At 40.6% G+C, this 26278-nt stretch carries 20 protein-coding genes; 6 read left to right on the top strand and 14 right to left on the bottom strand.

All coding sequences use genetic code 11. The features are described from left to right. The first annotated feature begins 437 nt into the window (after window positions 1-437). Window positions 438-2297, top strand: coding sequence for a bifunctional serine/threonine-protein kinase/formylglycine-generating enzyme family protein (locus AC5JMK_RS28250; protein WP_495911514.1), 1860 nt, complete (start codon window positions 438-440; stop codon window positions 2295-2297). Window positions 2298-2309: 12 nt separating this feature from the next. Here AC5JMK_RS28250 and AC5JMK_RS28255 read toward each other — a convergent pair whose 3' ends face one another. The 3 genes from AC5JMK_RS28255 to AC5JMK_RS28265 form a co-directional block, all read right to left on the bottom strand. After that, the gene (locus tag AC5JMK_RS28255; protein ID WP_096675177.1) at window positions 2310-3437 is read right to left on the bottom strand and encodes a DUF6745 domain-containing protein; all 1128 of its coding nucleotides are present in this window, start codon (window positions 3435-3437) and stop codon (window positions 2310-2312) included. 617 nt (window positions 3438-4054) lie between these two features. Next, window positions 4055-4444, bottom strand: a complete 390-nt coding sequence (locus AC5JMK_RS28260) for a GFA family protein (protein WP_096675178.1) — start codon at window positions 4442-4444, stop codon at window positions 4055-4057. 23 nt (window positions 4445-4467) lie between these two features. Beyond that, window positions 4468-4728 carry a hypothetical protein gene (locus tag AC5JMK_RS28265; protein WP_096675179.1) on the bottom strand — a complete coding sequence of 87 codons (261 nt, stop codon included), beginning with the start codon at window positions 4726-4728 and terminating at the stop codon, window positions 4468-4470. A gap of 223 nt (window positions 4729-4951) precedes the next feature. On the opposite strand from AC5JMK_RS28265, the gene AC5JMK_RS28270 reads away from it, so the two are divergent. Then, on the top strand, window positions 4952-5275 hold the full coding sequence (locus AC5JMK_RS28270; RefSeq protein WP_096675180.1) for an antibiotic biosynthesis monooxygenase family protein: 324 nt from the start codon (window positions 4952-4954) through the stop codon (window positions 5273-5275). A gap of 22 nt (window positions 5276-5297) precedes the next feature. On the opposite strand, the gene AC5JMK_RS28275 is transcribed toward AC5JMK_RS28270, so the two are convergent. The 3 genes from AC5JMK_RS28275 to AC5JMK_RS28285 all read right to left on the bottom strand — a co-directional run bounded on the left by AC5JMK_RS28275 (window position 5298) and on the right by AC5JMK_RS28285 (window position 9002). Next, window positions 5298-6164 (bottom strand): M48 family metallopeptidase, encoded by an 867-nt coding sequence (locus tag AC5JMK_RS28275; RefSeq protein WP_495911515.1) that lies wholly within the window; start codon window positions 6162-6164, stop codon window positions 5298-5300. Window positions 6165-6286: 122 nt separating this feature from the next. Further along, window positions 6287-7165, bottom strand: a complete 879-nt coding sequence (locus tag AC5JMK_RS28280; protein WP_495911516.1) for a D-alanyl-D-alanine carboxypeptidase family protein — start codon at window positions 7163-7165, stop codon at window positions 6287-6289. Between the two features lie 151 nt (window positions 7166-7316). Then, window positions 7317-9002: an NAD(P)H-quinone oxidoreductase subunit 4 gene (locus AC5JMK_RS28285; RefSeq protein ID WP_096675182.1), complete on the bottom strand. Its 1686-nt coding sequence runs from the start codon at window positions 9000-9002 to the stop codon at window positions 7317-7319. A gap of 457 nt (window positions 9003-9459) precedes the next feature. On the opposite strand from AC5JMK_RS28285, the gene mnmG reads away from it, so the two are divergent. Further along, on the top strand, window positions 9460-11397 hold the full coding sequence (mnmG, locus tag AC5JMK_RS28290) for a tRNA uridine-5-carboxymethylaminomethyl(34) synthesis enzyme MnmG (RefSeq protein WP_096675183.1): 1938 nt from the start codon (window positions 9460-9462) through the stop codon (window positions 11395-11397). A 226-nt stretch (window positions 11398-11623) separates the two neighbouring features. Continuing rightward, the gene (locus AC5JMK_RS28295; protein WP_495911517.1) at window positions 11624-12901 is read left to right on the top strand and encodes a type II secretion system protein N; all 1278 of its coding nucleotides are present in this window, start codon (window positions 11624-11626) and stop codon (window positions 12899-12901) included. Between the two features lie 349 nt (window positions 12902-13250). Here AC5JMK_RS28295 and AC5JMK_RS28300 read toward each other — a convergent pair whose 3' ends face one another. The 3 genes from AC5JMK_RS28300 to AC5JMK_RS28310 all read right to left on the bottom strand — a co-directional run bounded on the left by AC5JMK_RS28300 (window position 13251) and on the right by AC5JMK_RS28310 (window position 15743). Further along, window positions 13251-13739, bottom strand: a complete 489-nt coding sequence (locus AC5JMK_RS28300; RefSeq protein ID WP_096675185.1) for a DUF1634 domain-containing protein — start codon at window positions 13737-13739, stop codon at window positions 13251-13253. Window positions 13740-13822: 83 nt separating this feature from the next. Next, window positions 13823-14659 carry a sulfite exporter TauE/SafE family protein gene (locus tag AC5JMK_RS28305; RefSeq protein ID WP_096678834.1) on the bottom strand — a complete coding sequence of 279 codons (837 nt, stop codon included), beginning with the start codon at window positions 14657-14659 and terminating at the stop codon, window positions 13823-13825. A gap of 328 nt (window positions 14660-14987) precedes the next feature. After that, complete coding sequence (locus tag AC5JMK_RS28310; protein WP_096675186.1) at window positions 14988-15743, bottom strand: phosphatase PAP2 family protein; 756 nt, start codon at window positions 15741-15743, stop codon at window positions 14988-14990. Window positions 15744-15965: 222 nt separating this feature from the next. On the opposite strand from AC5JMK_RS28310, the gene AC5JMK_RS28315 reads away from it, so the two are divergent. Further along, entirely contained in the window at window positions 15966-16757 is a 792-nt protein-coding gene (locus tag AC5JMK_RS28315) for a sulfite exporter TauE/SafE family protein (protein ID WP_096675187.1), read from the top strand. 93 nt (window positions 16758-16850) lie between these two features. Here the strand turns inward: AC5JMK_RS28315 and AC5JMK_RS28320 are convergent, their stop codons facing one another. After that, on the bottom strand, window positions 16851-17294 hold the full coding sequence (locus AC5JMK_RS28320; protein WP_096675188.1) for an HmpF-related protein: 444 nt from the start codon (window positions 17292-17294) through the stop codon (window positions 16851-16853). A gap of 90 nt (window positions 17295-17384) precedes the next feature. Beyond that, window positions 17385-20384 (bottom strand): valine--tRNA ligase, encoded by a 3000-nt coding sequence (locus AC5JMK_RS28325; RefSeq protein ID WP_495911518.1) that lies wholly within the window; start codon window positions 20382-20384, stop codon window positions 17385-17387. A gap of 208 nt (window positions 20385-20592) precedes the next feature. On the opposite strand from AC5JMK_RS28325, the gene AC5JMK_RS28330 reads away from it, so the two are divergent. Then, entirely contained in the window at window positions 20593-21081 is a 489-nt protein-coding gene (locus AC5JMK_RS28330; protein ID WP_096675190.1) for a GNAT family N-acetyltransferase, read from the top strand. 39 nt (window positions 21082-21120) lie between these two features. Here the strand turns inward: AC5JMK_RS28330 and AC5JMK_RS28335 are convergent, their stop codons facing one another. From AC5JMK_RS28335 to AC5JMK_RS28345, 3 genes are all read right to left on the bottom strand, one after another. Beyond that, window positions 21121-22605, bottom strand: a complete 1485-nt coding sequence (locus tag AC5JMK_RS28335; RefSeq protein ID WP_096675191.1) for a GMC family oxidoreductase — start codon at window positions 22603-22605, stop codon at window positions 21121-21123. 246 nt (window positions 22606-22851) lie between these two features. Next, window positions 22852-23649 (bottom strand): M15 family metallopeptidase, encoded by a 798-nt coding sequence (locus AC5JMK_RS28340; RefSeq protein WP_096675192.1) that lies wholly within the window; start codon window positions 23647-23649, stop codon window positions 22852-22854. Between the two features lie 295 nt (window positions 23650-23944). Next, a complete protein-coding gene (locus AC5JMK_RS28345; protein ID WP_495911519.1) occupies window positions 23945-26164 on the bottom strand; it encodes a TIM-barrel domain-containing protein in 2220 nt (739 codons plus the stop codon). Window positions 26165-26278: the final 114 nt, after the last annotated feature.

Genomic DNA, 26278 nt, shown 5'->3' on the forward strand with positions numbered 1-26278 from the left:
GCACTTTTTCTTAGGAAGTGCCTTTTGAATGAGTGACTTTTGCCTTGTTTGGTCATTAGTCATTCTCCCCAATCCCCAATCCCCAATCCCCATTACCCCTTCGCCCCTAATCCCCACTCCCCCCAAGGGAGTGGGGGCCCCGAGTTCCCCAGAGGGGACCCCTACCTTCCCCGATCCCCAATCTACCGCTTGACAAGAGCGATCGCTTCCGTTATTATCCTTCTCATAACGGAAAACCGTGCGCTCATATTTATTTATATTTAAAAGGTTCTAAGGCACAGATAAACAAATAAATAAAGGATTTATTCATCTGTATGATATTTTGTGCGAGCAATATTACAGATGGTCTAATTTTGGTGGTTATTTGTCCACGCATCTGTTTTCAATATAGATAGTATTGGGTCTACTCTCGAAAAGATGTAATATCTGGCTCGGCTATGCTAATCTGCCAAAATCCCAATTGCTCAAATCCCTTCAATGCTGATGGCAATAGGTTTTGCATTAGTTGCGGACAAAGCAACTTTGGCGAATTTTTACGCAACCGCTACCACGTATTGAGATTATTAGGCGAAGGTGGGTTTAGCAGAACTTATGCAGCAGAAGACGTGGATAGACTTAATGCTCCCTGTGTGATCAAGCAATTTTTTCCTCAAGTTCATGGTACATCGGAACGCACCAAAGCCGCAGAACTATTTAAAGAAGAGGCTTTTCGGCTATATGAACTAGGAGAAAATCACCTACAAATTCCGAGATTGCTAGCTTACTTTGAACAAGGTACAAGCTTGTATCTAGTACAAGAATTTATTCCCGGAAATACTCTTTTTGTAGAAGTTTATCAACAAGCTTTTACTGAAGAAAAAATCCGAGAAATTTTAGCTGACTTATTACCAGTTCTAGATTTTATCCATTCGCGTAACGTCATTCATCGCGATATTAAGCCTGAAAATATTATTCGTCGTCAAGGCGATGGCAAACTAGTATTAATAGATTTTGGTGGTGCTAAACAAGTCACACAAACAAGTTTAGCCAGACAAGCTACAGTTCTATACACACTTGGTTATGCACCCAGTGAACAAATGGCAGGATTTGCTTGTCATGCCAGTGATTTGTATGCTTTAGGAGTGACTTGTGCGCGTCTGATTACTGGATGTTTACCTGTAAGGGATGCTTACGGCCAGATTTATGATCGTCTGTTTGATCCCATGAGTTGTAAATGGTTATGGCGACAAGTCCTAGAAGAAAAAGGCATTACAATTAACGAAGACTTAGGAAATATTTTAGATAAATTGCTGAAACATTTAGCCTCAGAAAGATATCAATCAGCAACAGAAGTTCTCAAAGATTTAAGTTCTCAAAAATCATCTTCTCTATTATCTGTTGTATCTGCGACAACCCAAATTTTCACACCCCACCCAACCCCATTACCGACAACCATCCCACAATTAGTTACACCTGGATTTCCGGCTCTAGAAGCTTTTGAATTTGACACAGTTACTGTAGACTCTAGAGGTAGGGAAATTAAGCGTGATTATCGCATTACCAATTACTATACAGAAGAGCTGGGAAATGGGATGACTATGGAAATGGTAGCCATCTCTGGCGGTAGTTTCTTAATGGGTGCAACTGAAGAGGAAGGTGATGCTGATGAACGTCCGCAACATCAAGTCACCGTCGAACCCTTTTTTATCGGTAAATATCCTGTCACCCAAGCACAATGGAAAGCAGTTGCAGCTTTACCCAAAGTCAAACAATCTTTGAATCCTTATCCCTCTAAATTTAAAGGTGCTAATCGACCAGTAGAAAATGTATCTTGGCACGAAGCAGTAGAATTTTGCGCGCGGTTGTGGAAAAAAACAAAGCGACATTATCGCTTACCTAGCGAAGCGGAATGGGAATATGCTTGTCGTGCTGGGACAAAAACACCTTTCCATTTTGGTGAAACAATTACTTGTGAGTTAGCTAATTGTAGTAGCGGCGAATCTCCAGAAATCAGAAGTAAATACCGCAAAGAAACCACACCTGTGGGTAGTTTTGGTGTGGCAAATGCTTTTGGTTTATATGATATGCATGGGTTAGTTTGGGAATGGTGTGCTGATCCTTGGCATAAAAATTATGATGGCGCTCCCAAAGATGGAACAGTATGGGAAGTAGGTGGAGATATGCATCGTCGGGTATTGCGGGGTGGTTCTTGGAGTTTTAGTCCAGAACTTTGTCGTAGCGCCAGTCGTAGCTGGAACGAAGCGGATGGAGGATTACGGATATGTGGTTTTCGAGTTGTGGCGACTTCTTTTGGATAGAATCTTTGAAAATTAAGTTTGCACGGCAAATTCTGCTGGTGCAACTCCCCAATTCGCCCAAGTAATGGCTTCTTGTGCTGATTGTACATGGGGTGGTACACGTAACACATGAATATATCCTGTGCTGGGACAAGTCATCTTTAATAGATAAATTGGTTCTACATCGACATCGTTCTCTATTTTTAATAATGTATATTCTTGATGTTGATCTAACTCAGCTGCATGTAATTGTTCGATTATCCGAGCATAGCCGATACCTTGAATCAATACCCGTCGTAGTTCGGCATTATCTTCTTTTAACAACCATTCTGCTTGCCATTGCTGGGGATGTAGCTTACCGTATTTTTCCGGTAAGGTGACACCATGATAGGCATAAAATTTATACCCATCAGCAAATTCGATGGCAGTTTCACCTTCTGCATGGAGGTGGTTGTCACTGTCAAAGCATAATTTTGTGGGGCGATCGCACACTACTGCTACTCTTTTATAAGGAAAAATCCAACCACAAGATTTAGCTAAAGATTGAAATAGCTGCAATAATTCTTGATCGCCAGTGTAATTTAATGCAGATTTCCAAAAATCTAGCCAACTACAGTAGCTACAAAAGGTAGCAGCAGGTATGAAGTTAGTATCATATTGTTCACCCAATTCAACTTGCAGTTGGTGATATAATTCTGATAGGTTGACTTCGATTTCTAATTCCGTGAGATATCCTAAATCAATTTGGAACTGCTGTTCTAAAGATTTCATGTATGAAATAAATCGATAATATAAAGTCGTATGAATGTGTACATTCACATCATCAGGTCTTTCAATAGCAAGATGATTTTGGTAAAACCTTGCCTGTTCGGGAAATAATTTTAATATACTTAAACGTAATTGCAACAATTTTTGAATTAAAGGTAAAATAATTAAATACTCAGAGCTTGGTAAAGTCTTACTCATAGCCTCATAAGGACTTTCACAAAATATTATTTTGGGCATAGCAAGACCACAAAAAGCGTAAATTTCTTTGACTGTTTCCGCAGCTTTTTTCCGGTCAATTCGCTTCGTTGAAAGAGCGATATTTTTCCACTTGTGTTGATAAATTTTAATTAAATTCTCTTGCTCTGGACTTAGCTTGATAAATTGGTCTGACATACTACAACCAGTTTAGTTGATAGATTTTTTATCTTCTCAAAATAACTTCAATCTTCCAAATCTGCCACAGTGCTTGTTCATATAATATTTTGTAATAGTTACAATTATCCAGTAAAAAATCAAGAATGTTGTTATACCATTTCTATATGAAGACGCATAGAAAGAACCCCACCGCCTGCGGCACCTCCCCTTACCAAAGGGAGGTTGCGAGGGGTCAAAATAGTGTGCAGCTTCACAGAGAATTGGTATTACGAAGTTCGTAAAATCTACATTCTCTATTGAAAACTTACACATCATCTTGATTGATGTGTAAAACCAAGTGTTGTAGACAGAATAGATAACCCGAATGTTTATGTCACACAGGTATCTGTTCAAAAAACAGAATAATTATTACTATTGTCCAGCTAATTTTACAGATAACATTAATAATCATGAAAAGACAAGATATATGCAACAAGAATATATATCTTCCATCAATCTTTATCTATCTATACATAAAGAAAATTATTACTCCTAAGTTAAATAGTCGCAGAGCTTAGATCCCCGAGTTCTGGCAGAAGTCGGGGATCTTGTCTGGAGCGAATGATTTAGGAATGCTATAGTCACATTTGAATTACTTACCGCAACTTGTGTATATTCTGCTCCCAATTTGCGCCGTCAAAAGGTACAATTTCAAACTTTGTTACTACATCACCATCTAGGCAACGGATGTTAACATCAATACTGTCGGGATGACTGCGAGGAATATAAAAAGAGTGTATTCCACAAATGCGACAAAATTTATGCTGGGCGACTCCTGTATTAAATGTGTAAGTTGTTAATACATCATCGCCTTGTAGTAAGGTAAATTTATTTTGTGGCACAATTAAATGCAAAAATCCTTTTTTTCTGCAAATAGAACAGTTGCAGTCATCTGCTTTGTGTCTATCAACTACAACTTGAAAACGTACCGCGCCACAATGGCATCCACCTTGATAAGTGGCTGATTCTTGGATATTGGCTGTCATGTGATATAAATAAATGCTAGGTTTTAGGCATGTAAATTAGCTTGTTCTTGCAACCAAGAATCTACAGGTTGTCCATCTTTGCGTCGCAATTCAATTTCTACCACCATGACTTCTTTAGATCCTGGAGGAGCAGGTTTTTTGTGGAAAATTATTTCATAATCAGCAGGATTATGATTACGCTCTTTTAACCATTCTTGTACTTTCGTTGTTGCGAAAAATGATTGTCCTTGTTCAAACATCTGGGTAATTTGCATTTGTAAAGAGTAAGGATTGAGACGGCCCATTTTTTTCCACCTTTTTTAAGTAATGTTAAAGTTAAGACTTTGTCTTACTTTATATTATCTTTGTTGCTAACTTGATAAGATACATTATTGAGTATTAACGCAACGCGATCGCGTTCCATCTCTGTTCTCTCCTGTGGGTGTTCGTTCTGGTAAACTGTAAACTTGTTGATGAGATTGTTAGTTACAGTTACAGAGCGATCGCTATTGAGTGATATTTGACAACATGATACTAGAAGTCGCAATTCTTGATCTTAAACCTGGTTTAACTACTGAAAAATTTGAAACTACCTTCAAAATAGCTTCAACTATCATTGCTTCCATACCAGGATATATTTCTCATGAACTGCAACGTTGCATAGAAACTCCGAACCGCTATATTCTGCTGGTACGCTGGCAAAAATTGGAAGATCACACCATTGGCTTTCGACAATCGCCAGAGTACCAACAGTGGCGTTCCTTACTGCATCACTTTTATCAGTCGTTTCCTACAGTTGAACATTATGAAGTTGTTTTGCACAACTCCAGTAATCATGAGCAGGAAAAATGAGGCGATCGCCATCTACAGCAACCTAACGATTATCAGCTATTTTCCTTTCTAAAACAGAAATCCGTTCTCGTGGGTTTGGGTGAGTACTCAAAAACGCTGGTGCAGAAGAACGATTCACCAATTTCTTTAAGAAAGCAGGCATAGCACTCGGATCATACCCAGCCTGTTGCAAATACTGCAATCCCTTAGCATCAGCATTAAACTCAGCTTCACGGCTATTAGGCAAGTCTACAGACAACTTATAAGCTACAGCAGCCAATTTACTTCCATTTAAGCCAGCAAGTGAAGCTGCACCTTGAGCTATTTGTGCTTGTCTGAGTTTACCAATCAAGTCATCATTACAAATGTGAGCAATTTCGTGCGCCATCACCGACGCCAACTGATCTTCATTATCCGCAGCATTAATCAAACCACTGTGGACATAAACATAACCACCTGTGGTTGCAAAAGCATTAATGCTTGGATCTTGAACTACATAAAATTTAAAAGGAGTTTGAGAACAGCTACTGGAACGCACTAATTTTTGACCAATCCTGGTAATATTTGCATTCGTACCAAGTCTGTAATTACTGCGTACCTGCTGATGTATATTGCTGCCTAATTTAACCTTTTCCTTAGTTGATAAATTAGAAAGTTGAAAATATTGAATTCCTGGAACAATTAAATCCTGAAATGGAATAGCCTCAGCAGGTTTAGGAGCAGATAAACCTACACTAGCAGCAGTTCCCAAACCCAAGATCAAAGAAAGACCTTTATTTAATTTTTTAGGCAAATGAGAAATTTTTTCATTCCTTGGTGTCCTACTCTTTGAGAAGCCGCGATCGCGTCTATGTGTACTTTGTGGTAGCCTGCGGTAAGCTGCTAGTGCGTCTACGTTAAAAAAGTTCATTTCTCCAATTCAAACTAATAATATGACTGCTATATCATTCTTCTATTATTTACATAATAACTAATTAAAACAGTTAAAATTTATCTACCTTGGGGTTGGGATTTCCGTATACTGCTGAATTTTTACAAAGGAGTTAGCCAATAACTAACCCCACCAATCACTTTATTTTCAAACCCAAACTCATCTAATTTCTCTAGTGGATGACCAATATAAGTCCAATGGGGTACATCATATTCCACAGTCCGAAACCAACCATTTTGATTTAAAGCCTGTCTTTGAGCTTCATTTGCAATTCTTAAATCAATTGCTAATCCCCACAAATGTTGTGATGCGCCTGGAGGTGCAACTGTTCCCAAAATTTTTGTTTCTTGACCTTGTTGAACTCTTGCCAATGTTTTATTGTTAGCGTATTTTCTCCAGAACCTTAAATTAGTAGTAAAAGTACGAGTACAGTCACTATCGCTATAACCCGATTTTAAAGGAATATTAACTTGTGCTTTAGCCTGATTTAGAGCATCGGCTGCTGCTTTTTGTAAATAACAGTTGTTAGTCCCATTAACTTTACCCATACTCAGAGTAGATTGAAATTTTTTTGTTTCATTTTCATCAGCAAATACAACTTTAGAAGGAAGTTGGATCTCTGGATTATGATTAACAAAAACTGCTCCATAGGCACGTAATAAAATATATTCATAAGTCCCTGATTGGGGAATTGCTAATAATTTATCTGTAATGGCTGCTAAAAACCGTTCTTTATTAGTAAACTTTAAATTAGGAATAGGAGTAGTCTGGGGAGTAGGGATATTTATATTATTGAGTGTGCTAGTACAAAATTGATCTAATTGCTGATGCTTGTTGAGTGAACCAGCAATAATGCAACTTTCCGAATTACGAATATCTTGACTGAGGATTTTATTTTTTGTTCCACTACTAGCAACTAGACTAAAAATAATTAGGGCAACAATAGTAAAAAAAACAGTTTTTTTCCAAAATCGTTTCATATCTCATAATTCTATGGGTAGATTAATTCTCGCTCCCTGTTCCCTGCTCCCATTAAAAAAATAATGGAAGAGGTTTGATTTCCTCTTCCATATTTTGGAATATTTTCCCTGTCCTCGGCAAATATTAACTATTAAGGCGATCGCAACCAAATTATTTCAATATTCCTGAAACGGAAACTATATTAGATTGTGTAGATCTAGGAAATAACAAGCCCTTAGCAAATATTTGGGGATTGGTTTGAGAGATTTGGACGTAAGATTGGCGTGCCTGAGTATTGACTGCAACAGTTTTGACATCGTACATCTGCGTAGCCAGTTTCGGATAAACACCAATACCGATGGTTAGAAGTAAAAAGCAAACAGCGATAAATACTTCCCGTGGTCTAGCATCGCTAAATTTTGCTTCAGTAGGTAGAACGCAGTTAGTACCAAAACAAACCGCTTCATCATTGTCTTGGTTTTGCAAACTTGCATCCGTAATTCCACATGCAGGAGCAACATCAGAACCATAAAATACCTGTCGTAGCATTGAGAGGAGGTATATTGGTGTGAGGATTATTCCTACTGCTGCCAAGAAAACCATGACGGTACAGAAAGTCGAACTGTAAATATCGCTAGTGGTAACGCCAACAAAAACTGCAAGTTCGCCCACAAAACCACTCATCCCAGGAAGCGCCAAAGAAGCCATCGCAGCAGCAGTAAACAATGCAAATACTTTTGGCATCGCTCGACCCACACCGCCCATATCTGACATGATTAATGTGTGAGTGCGATCATACGTCACGCCTGCAAGGAAGAATAGGACTGCTGCAATCAAACCGTGGGAAATCATTTGTAGCATCGCCCCACTGATTCCCAAATCTGTAAACGATGCAATACCCAGCAGCACAAAACCCATGTGAGATACTGATGAGTACGCCAAGCGACGCTTCATATTGGGCTGCGCGAAGGAATTCAAAGCACCATAGATAATATTGACAACACCCAGACAAGCCAGAATTGGCGCAAAATAAACATGGGCATCAGACAGAAGTTCTAAATTGATGCGAATCAAACCGTATCCACCCATTTTCAAAAGAACACCTGCCAAAATCATCGACACAGGTGCAGAAGCCTCACCGTGAGCATCAGGTAGCCAAGTATGCATGGGGAAAACAGCTAGCTTGACGCCAAAAGCAATCAATAATCCTGCATAAAGCAATAGTTCAAGTCCTAATGGGTAATCCTTCATACCCAATTCGACCATATCAAAGGTCATATGATCGCCGTAGAGAGCCATTGCCAGCCCTGCTACTAGAATAAAAATCGAAGCTGCTGCGGTGTACAACAAGAATTTTGTAGCTGCATAGCGACGCTTTTGTCCACCCCAAATAGAAACAAGCAGGTAAACAGGAACCAATTCTAGTTCCCACATAATAAATAACAGCAGCATGTCCTGGGCAACAAACACGCCTATTTGTGCAGAATACAGCACCAACATCAGGAAATAGAAAAGGCGAGGTTTGCGATCGACTTGCCATGCTGCAAAAATCGCCAGCGTCGTCACCAATCCTGCTAGAAGTACTAGTGGAACAGACAACCCATCCACTGAAACTGCCCAGTTTAAACCCAACTGGGGTATCCAGGTGTAGTTTTCTACAAGTTGAAGAGATGCACTGGTAGGATCATAATTTTGCCAAAAGGCATAGCACATCAAGAAAAAGTCCACAATACCCACACCCAAGGCATACCACCGCAGATACTTACCGTCTTTATCAGGCACGAAGGGAATAGCTAGGGAAGCCACAAGTGGGAATAGGATAATCGTAGTGAGCCAGGGAAATTGATCGCCTATCATATTGATGAGCAAAAATACTTATGAAGGGATAATACTATATTATTAAACTTTGTAAATATTTCTTATAAGTATTTACCGCAGATAAGTATTGACAAAACTCTACATTCTTATAGACATCTCCAGAAATTAATTCTGCGTTACCCAAAATCCTTGTAGAGACGCGCCTTAGCGAAGCCATGAGCTACAGCGCTATTGGCGCGTCTCTACATTAGTTTTCACAGAGGTCTTATGGAAAACAATAAGCAATCTCTATGATGAAGCTTAGAAGATCTTAGAATTGAGTTTTTTTGTTATTGACTCAGGTTGATGAGGATTACAGCAATGCTAATCAGTAGTTGCACAAAATTAAATTTATTAGTTGAGGAAAGAAATAGAGAACCGTTTTTATCCATAGAAATCTGAAAATACAGTATCAGTTAAAATTGATCAGAATCTTAAGGCCTAGTGTTTTCTAATTATGACCATGCACAATTCTATAGATTTCCAAGAGGCTTTTGATGTCATTGTTGTTGGTGCTGGTCACTCTGGTTGTGAAGCAGCACTTGCGACAGCACGCCTTGGTTGCCGTACCATGCTGTTGACACTCAACTTAGATAAAATTGCTTGGCAACCTTGTAACCCAGCAGTGGGTGGACCTGCCAAATCTCAGTTGACCCATGAGGTAGATGCACTCGGCGGAGAAATAGGTAAAATAGCAGACCGCACCTATTTGCAAAAGCGGATTCTCAATTCTTCGCGAGGACCTGCGGTGTGGGCCTTACGCGCTCAGACTGATAAGCGGGAATACGCAGCAGTGATGAAGGGAATTGTTGAGAATCAAGAAAATTTAACTGTGCGTGAGGGGATGGTTACAGATTTAGTGCTGGGTGCTAACGATGAAGTTATCGGCGTTCAGACTTATTTTGGTGTAGGGTTCCAGTGCAAAGCAGTCATTCTCACAACTGGTACGTTCTTGGGTGGCAAAATTTGGGTTGGTAACAAGTCGATGTCAGCCGGAAGATCTGGGGAATTTGCTGCTGTTGAGTTAACCGAAACTCTGCAACGCTTGGGTTTTGAGACTGGTCGCTTGAAGACGGGTACTCCTGCACGAGTTGACAAACGGTCTGTAGACTACAGTAAATTGGAACCTCAACCGGGGGATACAGATGTGCGTTGGTTTAGCTTTGACCCCCAAGTGTGGATAGAAAGAGAACAAATGCCTTGTCACATGACGCGGACAACAGCCGAAACCCATCGTCTGATTCGAGAAAATCTACATTTATCACCAGTGTATGGTGGTTGGGTAGAAGCAAAAGGGCCGCGCTACTGTCCTAGTATTGAAGATAAGATTGTGCGCTTTGCTGACAAGGAAAGCCACCAAATATTTATCGAACCGGAAGGTAGAGATATACCAGAACTTTATATTCAAGGGTTTTCTACAGGATTACCAGAAAACTTGCAATTGCAAATGTTGCGGAGTCTGCCTGGTTTAGAAAACTGTATCATGCTACGTCCAGCTTATGCTGTTGAGTATGATTATTTGCCTGCAACTCAGTGTTTTCCCACTCTGATGACAAAGAAGGTAGCAGGACTGTTTTGTGCAGGACAAATTAACGGTACAACTGGCTACGAAGAAGCCGCAGCCCAAGGTATTGTAGCGGGAATTAATGCGGCGCGATTTGTGCGTGGAGCAGCGATGATTGTGTTCCCGCGTGAAGAAAGTTACATCGGTACATTGGTTGATGACTTGTGTACAAAAGACTTGCGGGAGCCTTACCGGATGTTAACTAGTAGGTCAGAGTATCGTTTAATTTTACGTTCTGATAATGCTGACCAACGCCTAACACCATTGGGAAGAGAAATTGGTTTAATTGACGATCGCCGTTGGGAATTATTTAGCCGCAAGCAAGCAAATATCACCGCCGAAAAAGAACGTTTGCACAGCATCCGGGTGAAAGAACATGATCAAATTGGCAAAGCGATCGCACAAGCAACTGGACAAGCAATTAAAGGTTCGATTACCCTCGCTGACTTGTTACGGCGCCCAGGCTTTCATTATTTAGACCTCAACACCTATGGACTGGCAAATCCCAAGCTTGACCGTGCTGAAACAGAAGGTGCAGAAATTGATATCAAGTATTCTGGTTATCTAGCTAGACAGCAAAATCAAATTGAGCAGATTGCTCGTCAGGCCAATCGTCACTTAGCACCTGATTTAGATTATGGAGCAATTGATACCCTTTCTAAAGAAGCACGGGAAAAGCTCACTAAGGTAAAACCCTTGACAATTGGTCAAGCCGCACGTATCGGTGGTGTAAATCCAGCAGATATTAATGCTTTGTTAATTTATTTAGAATTGCGTAGAACAAAGACGGATACTGAATTTTCAGCTTTGGCTTCCCAAAAAACTTTATGAAGCGGGAGTATAGTTGTGGGGTATATCAGGGTATAGTTTAGTATGATCGATGACATCAGTATATACTGAACATGATCATACATCCTCCTGACTACAAGTCGAATTTAATACCAAATCCCTCATCAACTCGTCTAACTGAGACGGGGTAATAGGTGTTTGCTCCCAGATCAGTACACAGGGCTAACAATTCATTAGTTCCCCGACGAAGCTAAAACTGAAAATCGTTATGTCTCAACAAGCCAGCACAAATCTTATTATTCCAGAACCATCAGATGAATTAATCGCCAGTGAACCTTGGACGATAGAAACCTACGCCGATGGTTTTATGGATGATCTATTTGCCGAGATAGACTCGATTTTAGATGGTAGCCCCAATCTACCTTCACACATAGTGCAGCAAACACACACGCATCTACAAACAGTAAAGATACCGCCAATTGTCTTGCCAGAGAAACCGTGGCGAAGCCTACAAACAGTGTCGCACTATAGAAACAACCACAATGCAGTAGTAGTAAATACTGCTCCTGTCAGCAAAGTTGTGAAGAGAGTACGCCCAAAATCACGACACTGGTTCAGTCAAATGCTGAACGTGGGAACAAGCTTAGGATTAGCGATCGCCAGCATTGTCTGGTTAACGAACTCTGGTTTACTCAACCGCGTCAAATCCACCTCTTTCCAGCAAACTTTAGAAGCACCGCAAGCAAAATTACCCACAAAAGCAGAAATAGAAGCAGATTTCGTGAATTATATGTTGGGTTCGCTTGCAGCCATAGACAGACAAGAAGCCAAAACTAATATTAAGCCTGTCAATGTTGCACTGACACCCGCAGTCACAACAAACCGCACAGCCTTAGCTTATGTCAGGAATGACCAACCTCCTGCTAACCTACCACCAGTTTTGACCGCCAACAACACATCTCCGACTCCGAGTCGTTCCACAAACGTTGTTGAGCGCATCTATATCCCTGTTTATCAAGCGCCATTACCTATGCGCTATGTACCTCCCAAGGTTTCTGGTAGCAATAGCACAACTTTGCCACCAATGCCATCTGCTATTAATCAAAAGACAACAAATACACCTAAAAAACCTACATCTGTCGTCAAACCTTCTCCCAAAACTAGCATAAAATCAACTAAACCTGCGAACACCTTAGCACTAGTGCAACCAAGCCTGAAACCCATAGAGATGAAAACTGCACCAATTACAGTCAGACAAGAAACCAAACCAACCACCAACCAACAGCCAACACCAGTAAAAACAGAAGTGACAACGACAGCTGTTGCATCTGCTCCTACTTCTACATATATCCTTGAGGGATTGCTAGAGTCAGAGAATAAATTCAAATCTGCTGCTTTATTTCAAGTCAATGGTGTGACTCAGCGCGTTGATATTGGTGAAAGCATCGGTTCTAGTGGTTGGACACTAGTAGATGTTGCAAACAAAGAAGCAATCATCCGCCGCAACGGCGAAGTACGATCAATTTTTGCTGGACAGAGATTTTAAATTGGTTAGTGATTGAACAGGTGGTTAGTAGGTAAAAACAAGTTCTAATTTACTTCTATACAGCAACATGTTTCGCCTTTTGTGCAGGCCAGACTTCAGGGTACATCGTCTCCAATTTTTCGCGAAGTTTAAAAAAGTTAAATTCTATGCCAAAACTCTGTTTAAGCAGACTGTTTGATTAATTTTAGTCGTACAAAGACGACTTGTGCTATGAAGATCAAAGATAAAAAAATCAAGATGCTCACAAAATTAGAGTAAGCACATCTTTACAACAATTGAGACAAGGTCTAAAACATCTTTATATAAAAGTGTAATATAATACTAAACTAATATAATTTAATACTTGTTTCTAAATATAAGCTCCCACGAGACTATAAATTAGAGCAGCTAGTACTAAGGTGGTAATTGTCACATATGTCCAGTTTCTTTGTTTGACAAAAAATAACAAAGAAACCGCTACCCGTAAAATAGGTGTGGCTATCAAGAGCAATAGTCCTAGTTGAATGATGCCACGGTGACTACCAGATAAAATAGTTGTGATTACACCTGTGATGGATCGAAACTCTAATGGTTCGCTGTGAAAAATATGATAATCTACGGGTTCAGACCCGTGACGAATTAGATATAATATGCCACCAAATAACACAACAGTACTAGCAAGCAAAACACCGTATTTGAGCAGATTGCTGAGTACTTTTTCTAGGATTAGTTCACTCGATGTTGGTGTAAGGTGAGTTTTACCTTCTATTTCAGTTTCATCTGAGTGCAATGGTAGAGGGATGATTTCTCTATCTGTTTGTGTTGATGCTGACCACTGACTGGTATTTGATTTAAACATACTAAGCTATTCCTGAAATTTGATGATGCAGTTTGCCAAATTTATGCCAGCACTGTTTTAAAAATTCTAAATTTTGAATATTTTTAAATCTCTCCAAAAATGTTTTGATAAACCATCTTTACAGCCATTAGTACCAAGACTAAACTGAAAACAATTCTTAATATCTGCGTTTTTGCGCCGATGAGGACTCTTGCTCCTAAGAAAGCACCGGGTAAAATACCTAACATAACTGGCATAGATAAGCCTGGATCGATGTACCCACGCGCAAGATATACACTTGCTGATGCGGCGGCGGTGACACCAATCATAAAATTGCTAGTAGTAGTGGAAACTTTAAATGGGATACGCATTACTTGATCCATTGCTAGTACTTTAAATGCTCCCGAACCAATACCTAGTAGTCCAGAAATTACACCAGCAATCAACATAACGGAAAACCCTGCGGGTACAGAATGCACATGATAAGATATTGTGCCTTCAGGTGTAGGATAATTGCTATTAAGTTGGAGATAATCGGCTAGGCGATCGCTTGTTTCATTTTCTGGATTTTCTAACTTCGGTTGTCCTGAAAGGTAAGCAGAGTAAAGTAAAACAATTGCTAAAACAATAGCTAGTACTTTCGTAGAAACAAACGTTGCAATTAAAGCCCCAATAATAGCACCAATAGTTGTGGCAACTTCTAAAAACATTCCCAAGCGCAAATTTGTCAAGCCTTTTTTAATATATGTAGAGGCTGAACCAGCACTTGTAGCAATCACAGAAACTAGTGAAGCTCCCACTGCATAGCGAATATCGACACTAAGTACAGAAGTTAATAAGGGAACGATGATAACTCCACCTCCTAATCCTGTCAGCGAACCAACAAAACCAGCAGTAAAAGATCCCAGCCAAACTAACAAAGAGAATTCTAAAATATTCAAATTGTATAACATCTTGATATGCAAGTCAAAGTTTAAGAATTAGAAATTTACAAATGCAATATATTCAAGATTCTACTTGGAAAGACAATGAAAACAAAGCAATTTATTTTGCTCATTATAATCTTATTGGTAAATCTTGTTTCTGACCAATTTCTCTGACTGATACTCAAAACTTTAGTAAAGATTAGGACTAAATTATACTAATAAAAAAAATGAAAAAAATCAGAAATAAAACATTTAATTAGAAAGCAAAGTGAATAAAAAATAATGCAATTTAATTTTATAAAAATGCTTAAAAATCAGCTATAACTCGGAAAGATGACACTTACTAATTATTGAGGGTTGATTCTTCTTGCGGAAGCAGTGTTGTCTCAGTCTCTGACTTTTCACTAACAATATTTGCTGATTGTGAATAAGGTCTAATAATAGAACTTACACCAATTGCCCAAGCGATCGCTACCATCCAACCTGCAAGAATATCACTCGGAAAATGAACCCCCAGATAAAGCCTTGTCCAGCCAATAGTTAACAAATACAAGCTACCTAAAGTTACCGTCAACCAACACCAAATACTACCCCAAGTTAAAACGACCAAAATAGCAACAAACGTCATACTTGTCATTGCATGACCACTGGGAAATGAATAGTCAAACTCTGGTGTGACTGAATCCCATAGATGGGGGCGTACTCTGTGCCAAAATTCCTTAGCTGTATGGTTGATGGTAGCGCTACCAATAGCGGTAATCAGTAAATAACTGAGCGATCGCCAACGACGTTGCGTTAATAAAATTAGAGTCATAACACTCAAAATTGGTAATATAGTTCTAAATGAACCGAATCTAGTCAAAATGGCGGCTATTGTGTCTAGCTGTGGCTGTGCTACGGAATGAATTGCCACTAGAATAGGCAAATCCCAGAGAAAACCACCTTCATTTTGTCTCACCTCCAACGCCAGCAGTCCAAATACTTGCAGTGGTAAGTATATTCCAAACAATAGCAACAATAGAGAACGCCAATGAGTAATTAACAGCTGTTGCAAAAACTCTACAGGTGTCTTTTGTTGTGATTTTTCTAGCTTTGACATATCAAATACGGTATTACACTGGAGTTAATGTAGTTTTATTTAAATACTGACATATAAATCTAACTAAAAGCTGATTTCAGAAGAAATCGGCTTTTGTTGATTGTGTTAAAAAGCGCTAGTATTATTTGTCACTCCGTACTCTTACTCTAGACTTTTATTTCTATTCATCTTAAAATACAGTAAATTGATAGGCTTTATGTATTTTATCTATAAAACAAGAGTATGGATTTTTTACTCTTACCTCTATTCAGCTTTATAGTTGGTATTGTTGTTGGTCTAACAGGAGTTGGTGGTGCTTCTTTGATCACCCCAATGTTAATTTTTGTTTTTCAAGTTCCACCTGTAATAGCAGTAAGTTCTGATGTGGTTGCTGCAACACTGATGAAAATTGTTGGTAGCATCAAGCACTACCAACAGCAAACCCTAGATGGGGAAGCAGTAAAATGGTTAGCCTTGGGAAGTGTTCCTGGTTCACTGTTTGGGGTAGTAATTCTGCACTTACTTAGACAGACAGGAGAAGTTCATTTGAACAGCATTATGCTTCATTTGGTAGGTATTGCCATAATGGCAATTACAATTCTGACATTAATACAAATGTTGCTGTTGACTTTCTTCCCAAAATTGCAACTACCTGAACTTCCAAAATATGATTTAAAAACTAATATAGGACGCTTACAAACAATAACTACTGGAGCTATTTTAGGTTGTATTGTTGGTTTAACCAGTGTCTCTTCTGGTTCAATGTTTGCATTGGTATTAATTGCATTTTTTCGTCTTGACCCACGAAAGTTAGTTGGTACAGATATCTCCCAAGCTGCTATTTTGTTATTATTTACTTCTCTTGGGCATTTAACATTAGGCACAGTAGATTGGAATTTGGTACTACCAATATGGCTAGGCTCAATTCCAGGAGTTCTAGTAGGCGCTAAAATCTGTAAAATCGCACCTCAAAAGCCACTACGATTTATTGTTTACTCTATATTAATGATGGTCAGTTTAAAGTTAGTTTATTAGTCAATGGTCAATTGTTATTTGTCTCCCTTGTCCTCCTTGTCCTCCTTGTCCCTCTTACCAATTTTTAATTTTTAATTTTTAATTGATAAGTTCCTATTCCCCAGAAGTCTCAGCTTTATTAACCAAGTTTTTCTCTCGTTTGAGAGTTTCTTCAAGGGCTTGAATTTGTTCTCGACGTGCTTCTAATTCCAGGGTACGACGTGCTAAGTCTTGGTTTTGCAAAGTCAAGTTTTGTCGCCACTTTTCCGCCCTTTCTGCTTCTTGGCGCAAAAAATCTGGAGTAATACCTGTGGTTAGGTAAGTACCGATCAAATCCATTACCCAGTTAGTAGCTTCTTCTATTTTTTCTATATCACCTGTTGGAGAAAGTTCGACTAAAACAAGCAATTTTTCTGTCATAGTCTTGCCTTTTCCTAAGAGAATAAAAGCTTCTTCTGGAATTTTTACCCATATATTATTAACTTCTTGACGTGCTAATAAATGTAACTGGAGTTGATCTAAAAATTCGTTTCTGTGTACTTGGGCTAGATATAGCATAAATTTAGAAAAATAATGAATTACAAATTATGAATTATGAATGATAAAAGATTTCATAATTTCTAATTCATCATTCATAATTCTTTATAGTTATGCTAGCTGACGCAAGCGATCGCGCAAGATTTCAGCTTGCTTTTGAGCTTCTGCTAAAGTGTCTCGTGTTTCCTGCACCACATTTGCTGGAGCTTGTTCAACAAATTTAGGATTACTTAACCTAGCAGTCAGAGCCTTAATATCCGCTTCCAGTTTGCTAAGGCGTTTTTGCAGTTTGGTGGTATAAGCTTGAATGTCTACGACACCTGCAAGAGGGAGTAAGACTTGTACTGTACCAACTACGCCTGCGATCGCTTGTTCTTTTGATTGTGGCAGTTGTGATTCTTCTGATTGTGGTAGGCTTTTTTGAGATGATTGAAACTGTTGCCAGAATATTTGTCTAGCCTCAGCAGATAGTAAATACCGGATGACAAACCACGCAGCGTAACCAAAACCGACAAGTTCAAAGAAATTTCCCAACAACGCAATATCATCAATCGCATCGGCGATCGCTAGACCAATTCGGAAAAAGTAAATTGCTGCGAGAACTAAGGCGATAGTCTTCCAAGCAATTCGAGGTTTTTCTTCCTGTTGTTTATTCTCGCCAACAGCGATCATTAAATTCTCAACCTTTGCCAAATCTTTAATATAAGATTGTCCCGTGGTCAGAATTTGCCTTTCTTGGAAGCTGTCGCTTTGCAAATTTACATTGACTTTCACCCCTGGTTTAACATCCGCTTCGGCACGTAAGTTGCGAATAGTGCGGATTGTACCAATCAATAGTTCAAACTGTTCTTCTAACCCAGCATCTATTAAATTTGTCTGTGCTTCTGGATACTGTTGTAAAGATAAACTTTGTTGAGTATCTTCTCCTTGTTGGGTGAGAGTGTGCCAAATTTCCTCAGTAATATGAGGCATAAAAGGATTAAGTAGCTTCAAAATCCCTTCCAGCACATAAGCTAAAGTTTGTTGTGCAACCCGTCGCGATACAGGATCAGCATTCTTTTGCAAGCGAGATTTAGCTAGTTCAATATACCAGTCACAAAAATCACCCCAGATGAAATCATACAAACCCTTCGCAGCTTCACCCAAACCGTAATTATCCATATAATTGCGCGTTTGCTGCACAACACCGTAATAACGCGAAAGAATCCAGCGATCGCTCAACTCTGTATTGGTTGGTTCTCCTAATTGCTGTGGCGTCTGTCCATCTAAATTCATCATCACGAACCGGGCCGCATTCCATAGCTTATTAGCAAAATTGCGGGACGCTTCCACAGAAGGCGACTCGTCGGTCTTACGATTGTAATCCATACGGATATCTTGACCCGCGCCCGCTACTTCCCTAATCATCGTATAGCGCAGAGCATCTGTGCCGTACTTATCAATTAACAATAACGGGTCAATACCGTTACCCTTACTCTTGGATTGCTTTTGACCATTTTCATCCAACACCAATCCGTGGATGTAAACATCTTTAAATGGCATTTGTCCGGTAAAATGTCCCGCCATCATCGTCATTCTTGCAACCCAGAAAAAGATGATGTCAAAACCAGTTACCAAAGTACTATTCGGGTAAAAAGTTGCTAAATCCGGGGTTTGTTCCGGCCAGCCCAAAGTTGAAAACGGCCACAATCCAGAAGAAAACCAAGTATCCAGCACATCTGGCTCTTGTTCTACCTTGACATTTTCTCCAAATCGTGATATTAACTTTTCCCGTGCTTCTGACTCACTCCGCGCCACAACAAACGGCGTGTTATCGGTAATCTCATCACCCGTTTCACTTACAGCGTACCAAGCCGGGATTTGGTGTCCCCACCACAATTGCCGAGAAATACACCAATCCTTCAACTTCACCAACCAATCACGATAGACTTTATGCCAGCGTTGAGGCACAAACCGGGGTGAATTTTTCTCGTCGAGGAATTCCAGCGCCCGGTCTGCCATCGGGCGGATGGCGACAAACCATTGTGTTGAAAGCAAAGGTTCTACCGGAACTTTACCACGCTCACTATAAGGAACCATATGCTTATAATCTTCCACCTTCACCAGAACACCATCTGCCTCCAGGCGGTCAACTACATTCTTTCTACCAACAAAGCGATCTTGTCCTTGAAACTCACCAGCATTCTCATTTAGAGAGCCGTCCTTATTCATAATATTGATAAACGGCAGATTGTGACGTTTACCCATTTCAAAATCATTCAGATCATGGGCAGGAGTCACCTTCACGCAACCAGTCCCAAAACTGGGGTCAACCAACTCATCGCCAATAATCGGAATTTCCCGATTCATAATAGGCAACGTGAGAGTTTTTCCAATCAAATGCTGATAACGTTCATCATTGGGATTTACTGCCACCCCCGTATCACCTAGCATGGTTTCTGGTCGAGTCGTCGCCACCTCTACATAACCAGAACCATTAGTCAACGGATAACGGAAGTGCCAAAGATGACCATCAACTTCTTTGGCGTCCACTTCCAAATCAGAAACAGCTGATTGTGACTCAGGACACCAGTTGACTAAATATTTACCACGATAAATCAGTCCTTCTTCGTAAAGACGGTTAAAAGCTTCCAAAACAGCTTTAGTTAAACCTACATCTAGGGTAAAACGTTCCCGCGACCAATCTACCGACACACCCAAACGTCGCAGTTGATTAACAATTGTTCCCCCAGATTCTGCCTTCCACTGCCAAGCACGTTCTAGAAATTTCTCACGTCCTAATTCATAGCGAGTTTTGCCCTCTGACTTAAGTTGCTTTTCCAATATCGTATGGACAGCGATGCTAGCGTGGTCAGTTCCGGGCAGATAAAGAGCATTATCTCCCTTCATGCGGTGATAGCGCACGAGGCTATCAATTAAACTGTTGTCAAAAGCGTGACCCATGTGCAAGCTACCAGTGACATTGGGTGGTGGGATGACGATGCAGTAAGATTCACCGCCTGCTTGGGGGTCAGCTTTGTAGATTTGATTTTCTTCCCAAAATTTTTGCCACTTGGCTTCAGTGGTAAAGGGATTGTACTGACTAGGGAGATTAATCATTGTTGCGGTCATGCTGGGAAAACTAAGTGCGGAAGGACTTTAATAAATTTTGCCACAGTGTTGGAGAGTGTTTTATGAGCGATCTTAACAATACTCCCCACACATAATGAAGCGACGTGTGGGGAGTATGTCAATGAGCGGATAACATTTATGCATGGGGTAGTTCAGTGTATGATTCTTTAAATATTTTTCAGTTTTTCAGTTTTTCTTGGAACAGCAAATGAGTATCCGCCATGCGACAGAAGCTGATTTGCCAAAAATAGTGGCAATTTACAACGCCGCAGTTCCCGGCCGCATGGCAACTGCTGATTTAGAACCAGTGTCTGTGGAAAGTCGTCGTACTTGGTTTAGTGCGCGATCGCCCTCAAAAAGTCCTCTTTGGGTAATTGAAGTCGAGGGCGTAGTGGCTGGATGGTTGAGTTTACAATCTTTTTACGGACGACCAGCCTATCACGCTACTGCTGAGGTTAGTATTTACATTGATCCTACGTATCATCGCCACAGTTTAGGAAAACAACTACTAACTCAAGCAATTAACCAAAGTCCTCGCTTAGGCATCAAAAACTTAGTCTGCTTTATTTTTGCCCATAACCATCCCAGTTTAAAACTGTTTGAAAAATTCGGCTTTCAAAATTGGGGATACTTACCCAAAGTTGCAGAATTAGATGGTGTGGAACGGGATTTAATAATTATGGGACTACATATTTAATAGTTGTCATTTGTCGGTTTCATCACTTGGGTAGTAGCTTTATTGTAACGAACTCATTATAATGTCAGTCCCCTTATCAGCAATCATCATGGTTGCTGCTGCCGTATTTGCGGTTATTGACAAAGGAAACACCGAAGAGTCAATTACACGCAATCCTGATGTACCGCGCACCTTGAGTTCTGTGTCCACTACGGAATTCTCATCAACCCCCATCCTGCAAGTCCCGCAATAGTGCTGTGTCGTATCGGCTGTTTTTCTGATGTAACTCTCCAAATCTGCCCCCGGTTCTGGAGCAATTTGCTTTTCCCGCCATTGGCTCAAGCCTGGTTGATTGCCAATGTCGATCCCTAACTGAAGTGCCTTTTTACACATCTGCATATCTCCTGGTTTCGTCAGATATCCTGGATCAATCAGAGGAGAGTCATCAGGATCTCTGGAACGCAGGTTAACAGTTCCCGTACTCTTCAGGTGCATAATATTTGGCCACAACCAAAAAGAACGTTCTAAACCTGGGAAACCTTTTAGTGTTCCAACACCTACTGAGGATTCTATATCAATAACGGAACTACTATTTTCTGTATGACTGAAGATAACGGCTGGGGCTAGACTATAGGAATAGAATGGTACATCTTTGTTTGGGGAAATAGAAAATCCAGCACTGACAAAAATATCGTCATGTAAATTCCGACCTACCTCTGGAAGATTCGCAACTACAGAAATATTAAATTTTGCTAACTCGTTTTCATCACCGATACCCGAAAGCATCAATATTTTTGGACTTGCGATCGCTCCGGCACTCAGAATAATTTCATTTTGTATGTAAGCAAGCTGTTGTTGACCTTCTTTGACATATTCAATACCAATTGCTTTAGTATCTTCAAATAAGATTCGCGTCACAAAAGCCTGACTTAGCACCGTTACATTCTGATATTGTTCTGGCTGGAAAGTGCTGTATGTGGTTTCTCGAATAAAATTGGGTGAATTAGTGATGTTAAATTGAAATAGAGCGTATCCATATTGACTATTGCTGGTATTGTAGTTGGGATTATAAGGCAAGCCATATTGCTTTGCAGCAGTAAACAAATCATTGATGAACTCATCTGCTTCTCCTATCAACACTTTCATGGTTTCCTCTATTTTTTGAAAGTGTGGCAAAACATCATTCCATGACCAGCCGGGTGCTACCTTGCCCCACGTGTCAAAATCGGATTTGCTACCCCGCACGTAGACCATAGCATTATGTAGCCCACACCCACCTAAAACTTTTGCTTGCGCTAGCTGAATGACACGATTGTTTAAATTGGGTTGGGGTACTGACTGATAACCCCATTCAATTTCTGGACATTTCTGTAAAACTTCAAACCAGTCGCTTGGTATCCACATCTTTGTGTTGTCTGGAGTTCCCCCAGCTTCAATCAGGAGAATACTCATACCTGAATCATAAGCAGCAAGCTTTGAAGCAACTATGCTCCCAGCCGAACCCGCACCAATAACGATGTAGTCATAATAGGCTCGTTCTGTCATTTTGTAATAGTTAACCACCTAGATTTTTCTTTTACAAATGGCTTCTTAGATTACTTATGTTGGACTTTCTGGTGTAAGTAGTCAGATAGATTGTTTTTTAAACATATTTTAACAGGATGTAATCTTAAAAATACTGAATTTTCTTGAAAGGATATTAAATTCTCTCTTAGAAGAGGAATATATCAAACTTGCTAACGTTGGCACTACACCCTTTTGCCAATTTTTAATTGATATGTCCCCTTTCCTTTAATGCGGCGTTTGAGTCGGCTTGATATTTTTGGCTTTGTAGAAAGTTTCTAAGCTGTCGCGATCGCCTACAAAACGCCAATGCCAAGGTTCATAACTCACACCTTGAGAATTATTTTTGGGAAAGGACATCTCAAAGCCAAAACGAGCAGCATTTGTTTGTAACCATTGAAAAGCTTTGGTATTTTCAAAATTCTCATTTAAGTTAGTGGCTGGCACTGCTCCGTCCCCAATATCCACAGCGTAACCTGTATGATGCTCACTATGACCAGGAGGAGCGCTTAAAGCCGCTCTCTCGGCTGGGGTTTGATTACGTTGAGCACCCACCTGAAAAAATAATTGTTCTTGCTCTTTAACTGAACGAAAACTAGAAATAGGTGTCAAAATTACATTAGCACTCCTAGCTGCTGCTACCATTTCCTGATATTTTTGGGCGGCTAATTTTCGCATTCTTTGCCGTCCATCTGCGGAAATTGCTGCTAGTTCTGATTCTGGTGCTTCTGTGTATACTAAATGTCCAAGAACTTGGTCAGTATTATTATTTTGTGTAGTTGCAGAAGTCGAATTAGTAGGCGAAGGCTGAGAAACTGGATTTTTTTTCGGTGCAGTCCAGGCGAACAAAAAACCACTAATTACAGCCAGCACGGTAAAAACAATTAATCCCCCAATTCCCAAAACCAAGAGAGACAGACGCCTCCTGGGTGCTATATCAGGAGTATCGCGTAAAGCTGCTGGAATATCTTCACCAGACAGAGGTGATGAGTTTCGCGGTTTTCCAGAAAACTCAGCGTTCTTCAAGGGTTAACTCCTGCTTTTGTCAAGTATTCACTAACAGATTTTGACACTCCTTTGGCGAAAGCGCAAAGGATTCTAACGGTTGCATAACCGATGGATAAATCCACCCACTGAGGTTATTTCCTTTTTTGGGTAGGAGTACCGTTAAGCATTGTAGCTTTATTTATCTCAAACAGACTTGTCAGAGCAGATTTGGATTGCACCTGCGATCGCTCAAAAAGCAATAGCAACAGCCATCATAATAACGGCTGTTGCTAGCCTCTAACAAAAAACTCAAAAATTGAGTTTTTAGAATTATTTAAACGTTGTATTCTGCTTGTATTTTCAGCGATGGACTGTTATCAAACACCTTGACAAAACTGATTCTAATGTTTTCGTTGTAGTACCAGGCATTTTTGGCAGAACCGCTAAGTTGATACGCCCGTTCTCCGGGATCGCCGCCTGTAATTAAGCCAATTTCTTGCCCGTCTATTGTCAGCTTCTTCAAGAGACTTGAATTCTCTGTGGTTTCAGATGAATCGTGTAAGATCGCTACGAAGAAAAAGTCTTCCTTGGGCTGATAATTGTCATGTTTACGCTCCACCGTAATCTGGCGTGTTGAACCAGTTTGACTGTGCGTAATTAGTACCTCGCGATATTCGCTGTTGGCCAGTTCATCGTTATCGTATATAGCTGACTCCTTGGGTTCAGAAGCACGGCTGACGCCATCATCCAAATACATGGTATATTGACCACTTTCACCAGGATATATGTTCAATGTGATCGGATTGAGCAGACCTTTGCTGTTTCGTTCTCCCACATATTGTTCAACCTCTACAGTGGGTACGATCGCACCTGCTCGTATGAAAATAGGAACGATAAAGGGAATGTGTCTGGGGTCGCTACTCAGACTTGCATCAAAACCGCGTATAGTAGTCCCACCATCGACAGCAGCATCAAGCGGCTGTTTATTGTCTTTAAAAGAATACCAGTTGCTGCCAGCAGGCAGATAAATATCCCGTTTGCCATAGCCGTTCTGGGCTGACTGCGGATCTAGAAGTGGGGCTACAAGGATATCGTGGCGAACGAAGAACTGGTCGTCGAGGAAGGCGATTTTGTCATTGTAGAGTGCCTTGTCTTGTGAATCGTTGAGAAACATGGGCCGACAAATGGGCAAGCCATCAAATGTGTTCTCAAACATGGCGTCATAGAAAACCTGGAGGAGCCGATACCGCAATTCAATGTAATACTTGCAGGCAGGCAAAACTGCACGATAAAAATCTTGCGGTTCCGGCAAGTGACCACCTTGATGTTGGTTAAACCATTCTTCGTACATGAAGATTTCTTGGAACTCTTTGCGCCCCTTACGCATATAGTGGTTGCGGAACCAGGGTAGGAAAGCTCCCGCAGCGACCCAGCGAATAAAAAGTTCAGGGCCGACCCAGTGTTGTTCATCGTTTTCTTGTTCAAAGCCGCCGATATCTTGCCCACAGATGGTAACACCAGTCATGCCAAGGGACATAACTTGGGATACGTTGATCTTCAGAAAATCCCAGGTCGAAGAGTTGTCACCTGTCCACAATGCGGCAAAGCGATGAGCGCCAGTAAAACTGCCGCGCCCGACAATAAAGTTACGATCTTTGCGGCGTTGTCCTGGTTTATCTGACTGCTCCGAGTAGACAAGCTGATTGAGACCATAGTACGTCGCTTTGTGGAGATTGTACGAATACAAATTCCACACCTTAATGGCTGGAGTCAGTTTGGGTTCCTCTCCCACAATAGAATCGTCTGTAACTAGCAATCGGAAGGGGAAGCCCCGCATATCTCCACGGCGCGAACGGATAGCAGGTGTCGTCATGTCCTGCCAAACCATTTCTAGACCCATATCAAACAGATATTGATATTGCTTACCCCACCAATCACGCACCTCTTGCCGTCCTAAATCGGGGTAATGACCAGGCGTACCCATTTCTTGTCCTGTAAGTCGGTCATTTCCGTAGTAAACTTCCCCAATATAAGGATTGCCCGTATTAGCGTTGTGTTCCGGATCGTGTGCGAAGAAAACGCTTTCCTGTCCAGGAGGATCGTAATTTTGGTAGCTGTAACCTTTGTTAAGGTCTTCAGGGTTGTTCAGATTGAGATCACCAAAGAAGCGCTGATCTTTTACAAAATAGCCCTTTTCCACGCCTTCGCTATAGGTTTTGTAGTACGATTTCTGATTACTGCTAATAATTGGGGTAATGTTCGTGCTGCACTTCACACCCTGTGCTTTTAAATTAGCAAACATCCCTTTGGGATCAGGGAATCTGCCTGTATTGATGGTGAAGGTGTGGTAATTATCCTGTACATCTACATCTACGTGGAGACCATCTAGCGGAATTTGGTACTCGCGATGTTTGCGAACAGTCCATTCCAAAGCTCCGCGATCTTCATATCCATAGCATCCTTGATGGTATCCCAAAGCCCATCGGGGTTTTAGCCGCGATCGCCCGACAATCTCAGTAAAGCTGTTTATCAGCTCCGCCGGAGTATCTGCCATGAAGAAATAATAGTCAAGGTCGCCAAAGCGTGTACCGATCAGATAGGCGCTGGAATTATAATAAGCTGTTCAGCATTTAAATTGGGTATAATAAAAAGCCGAATTCAGTAAAAA

The organism is Pelatocladus sp. (assembly GCF_059505505.1).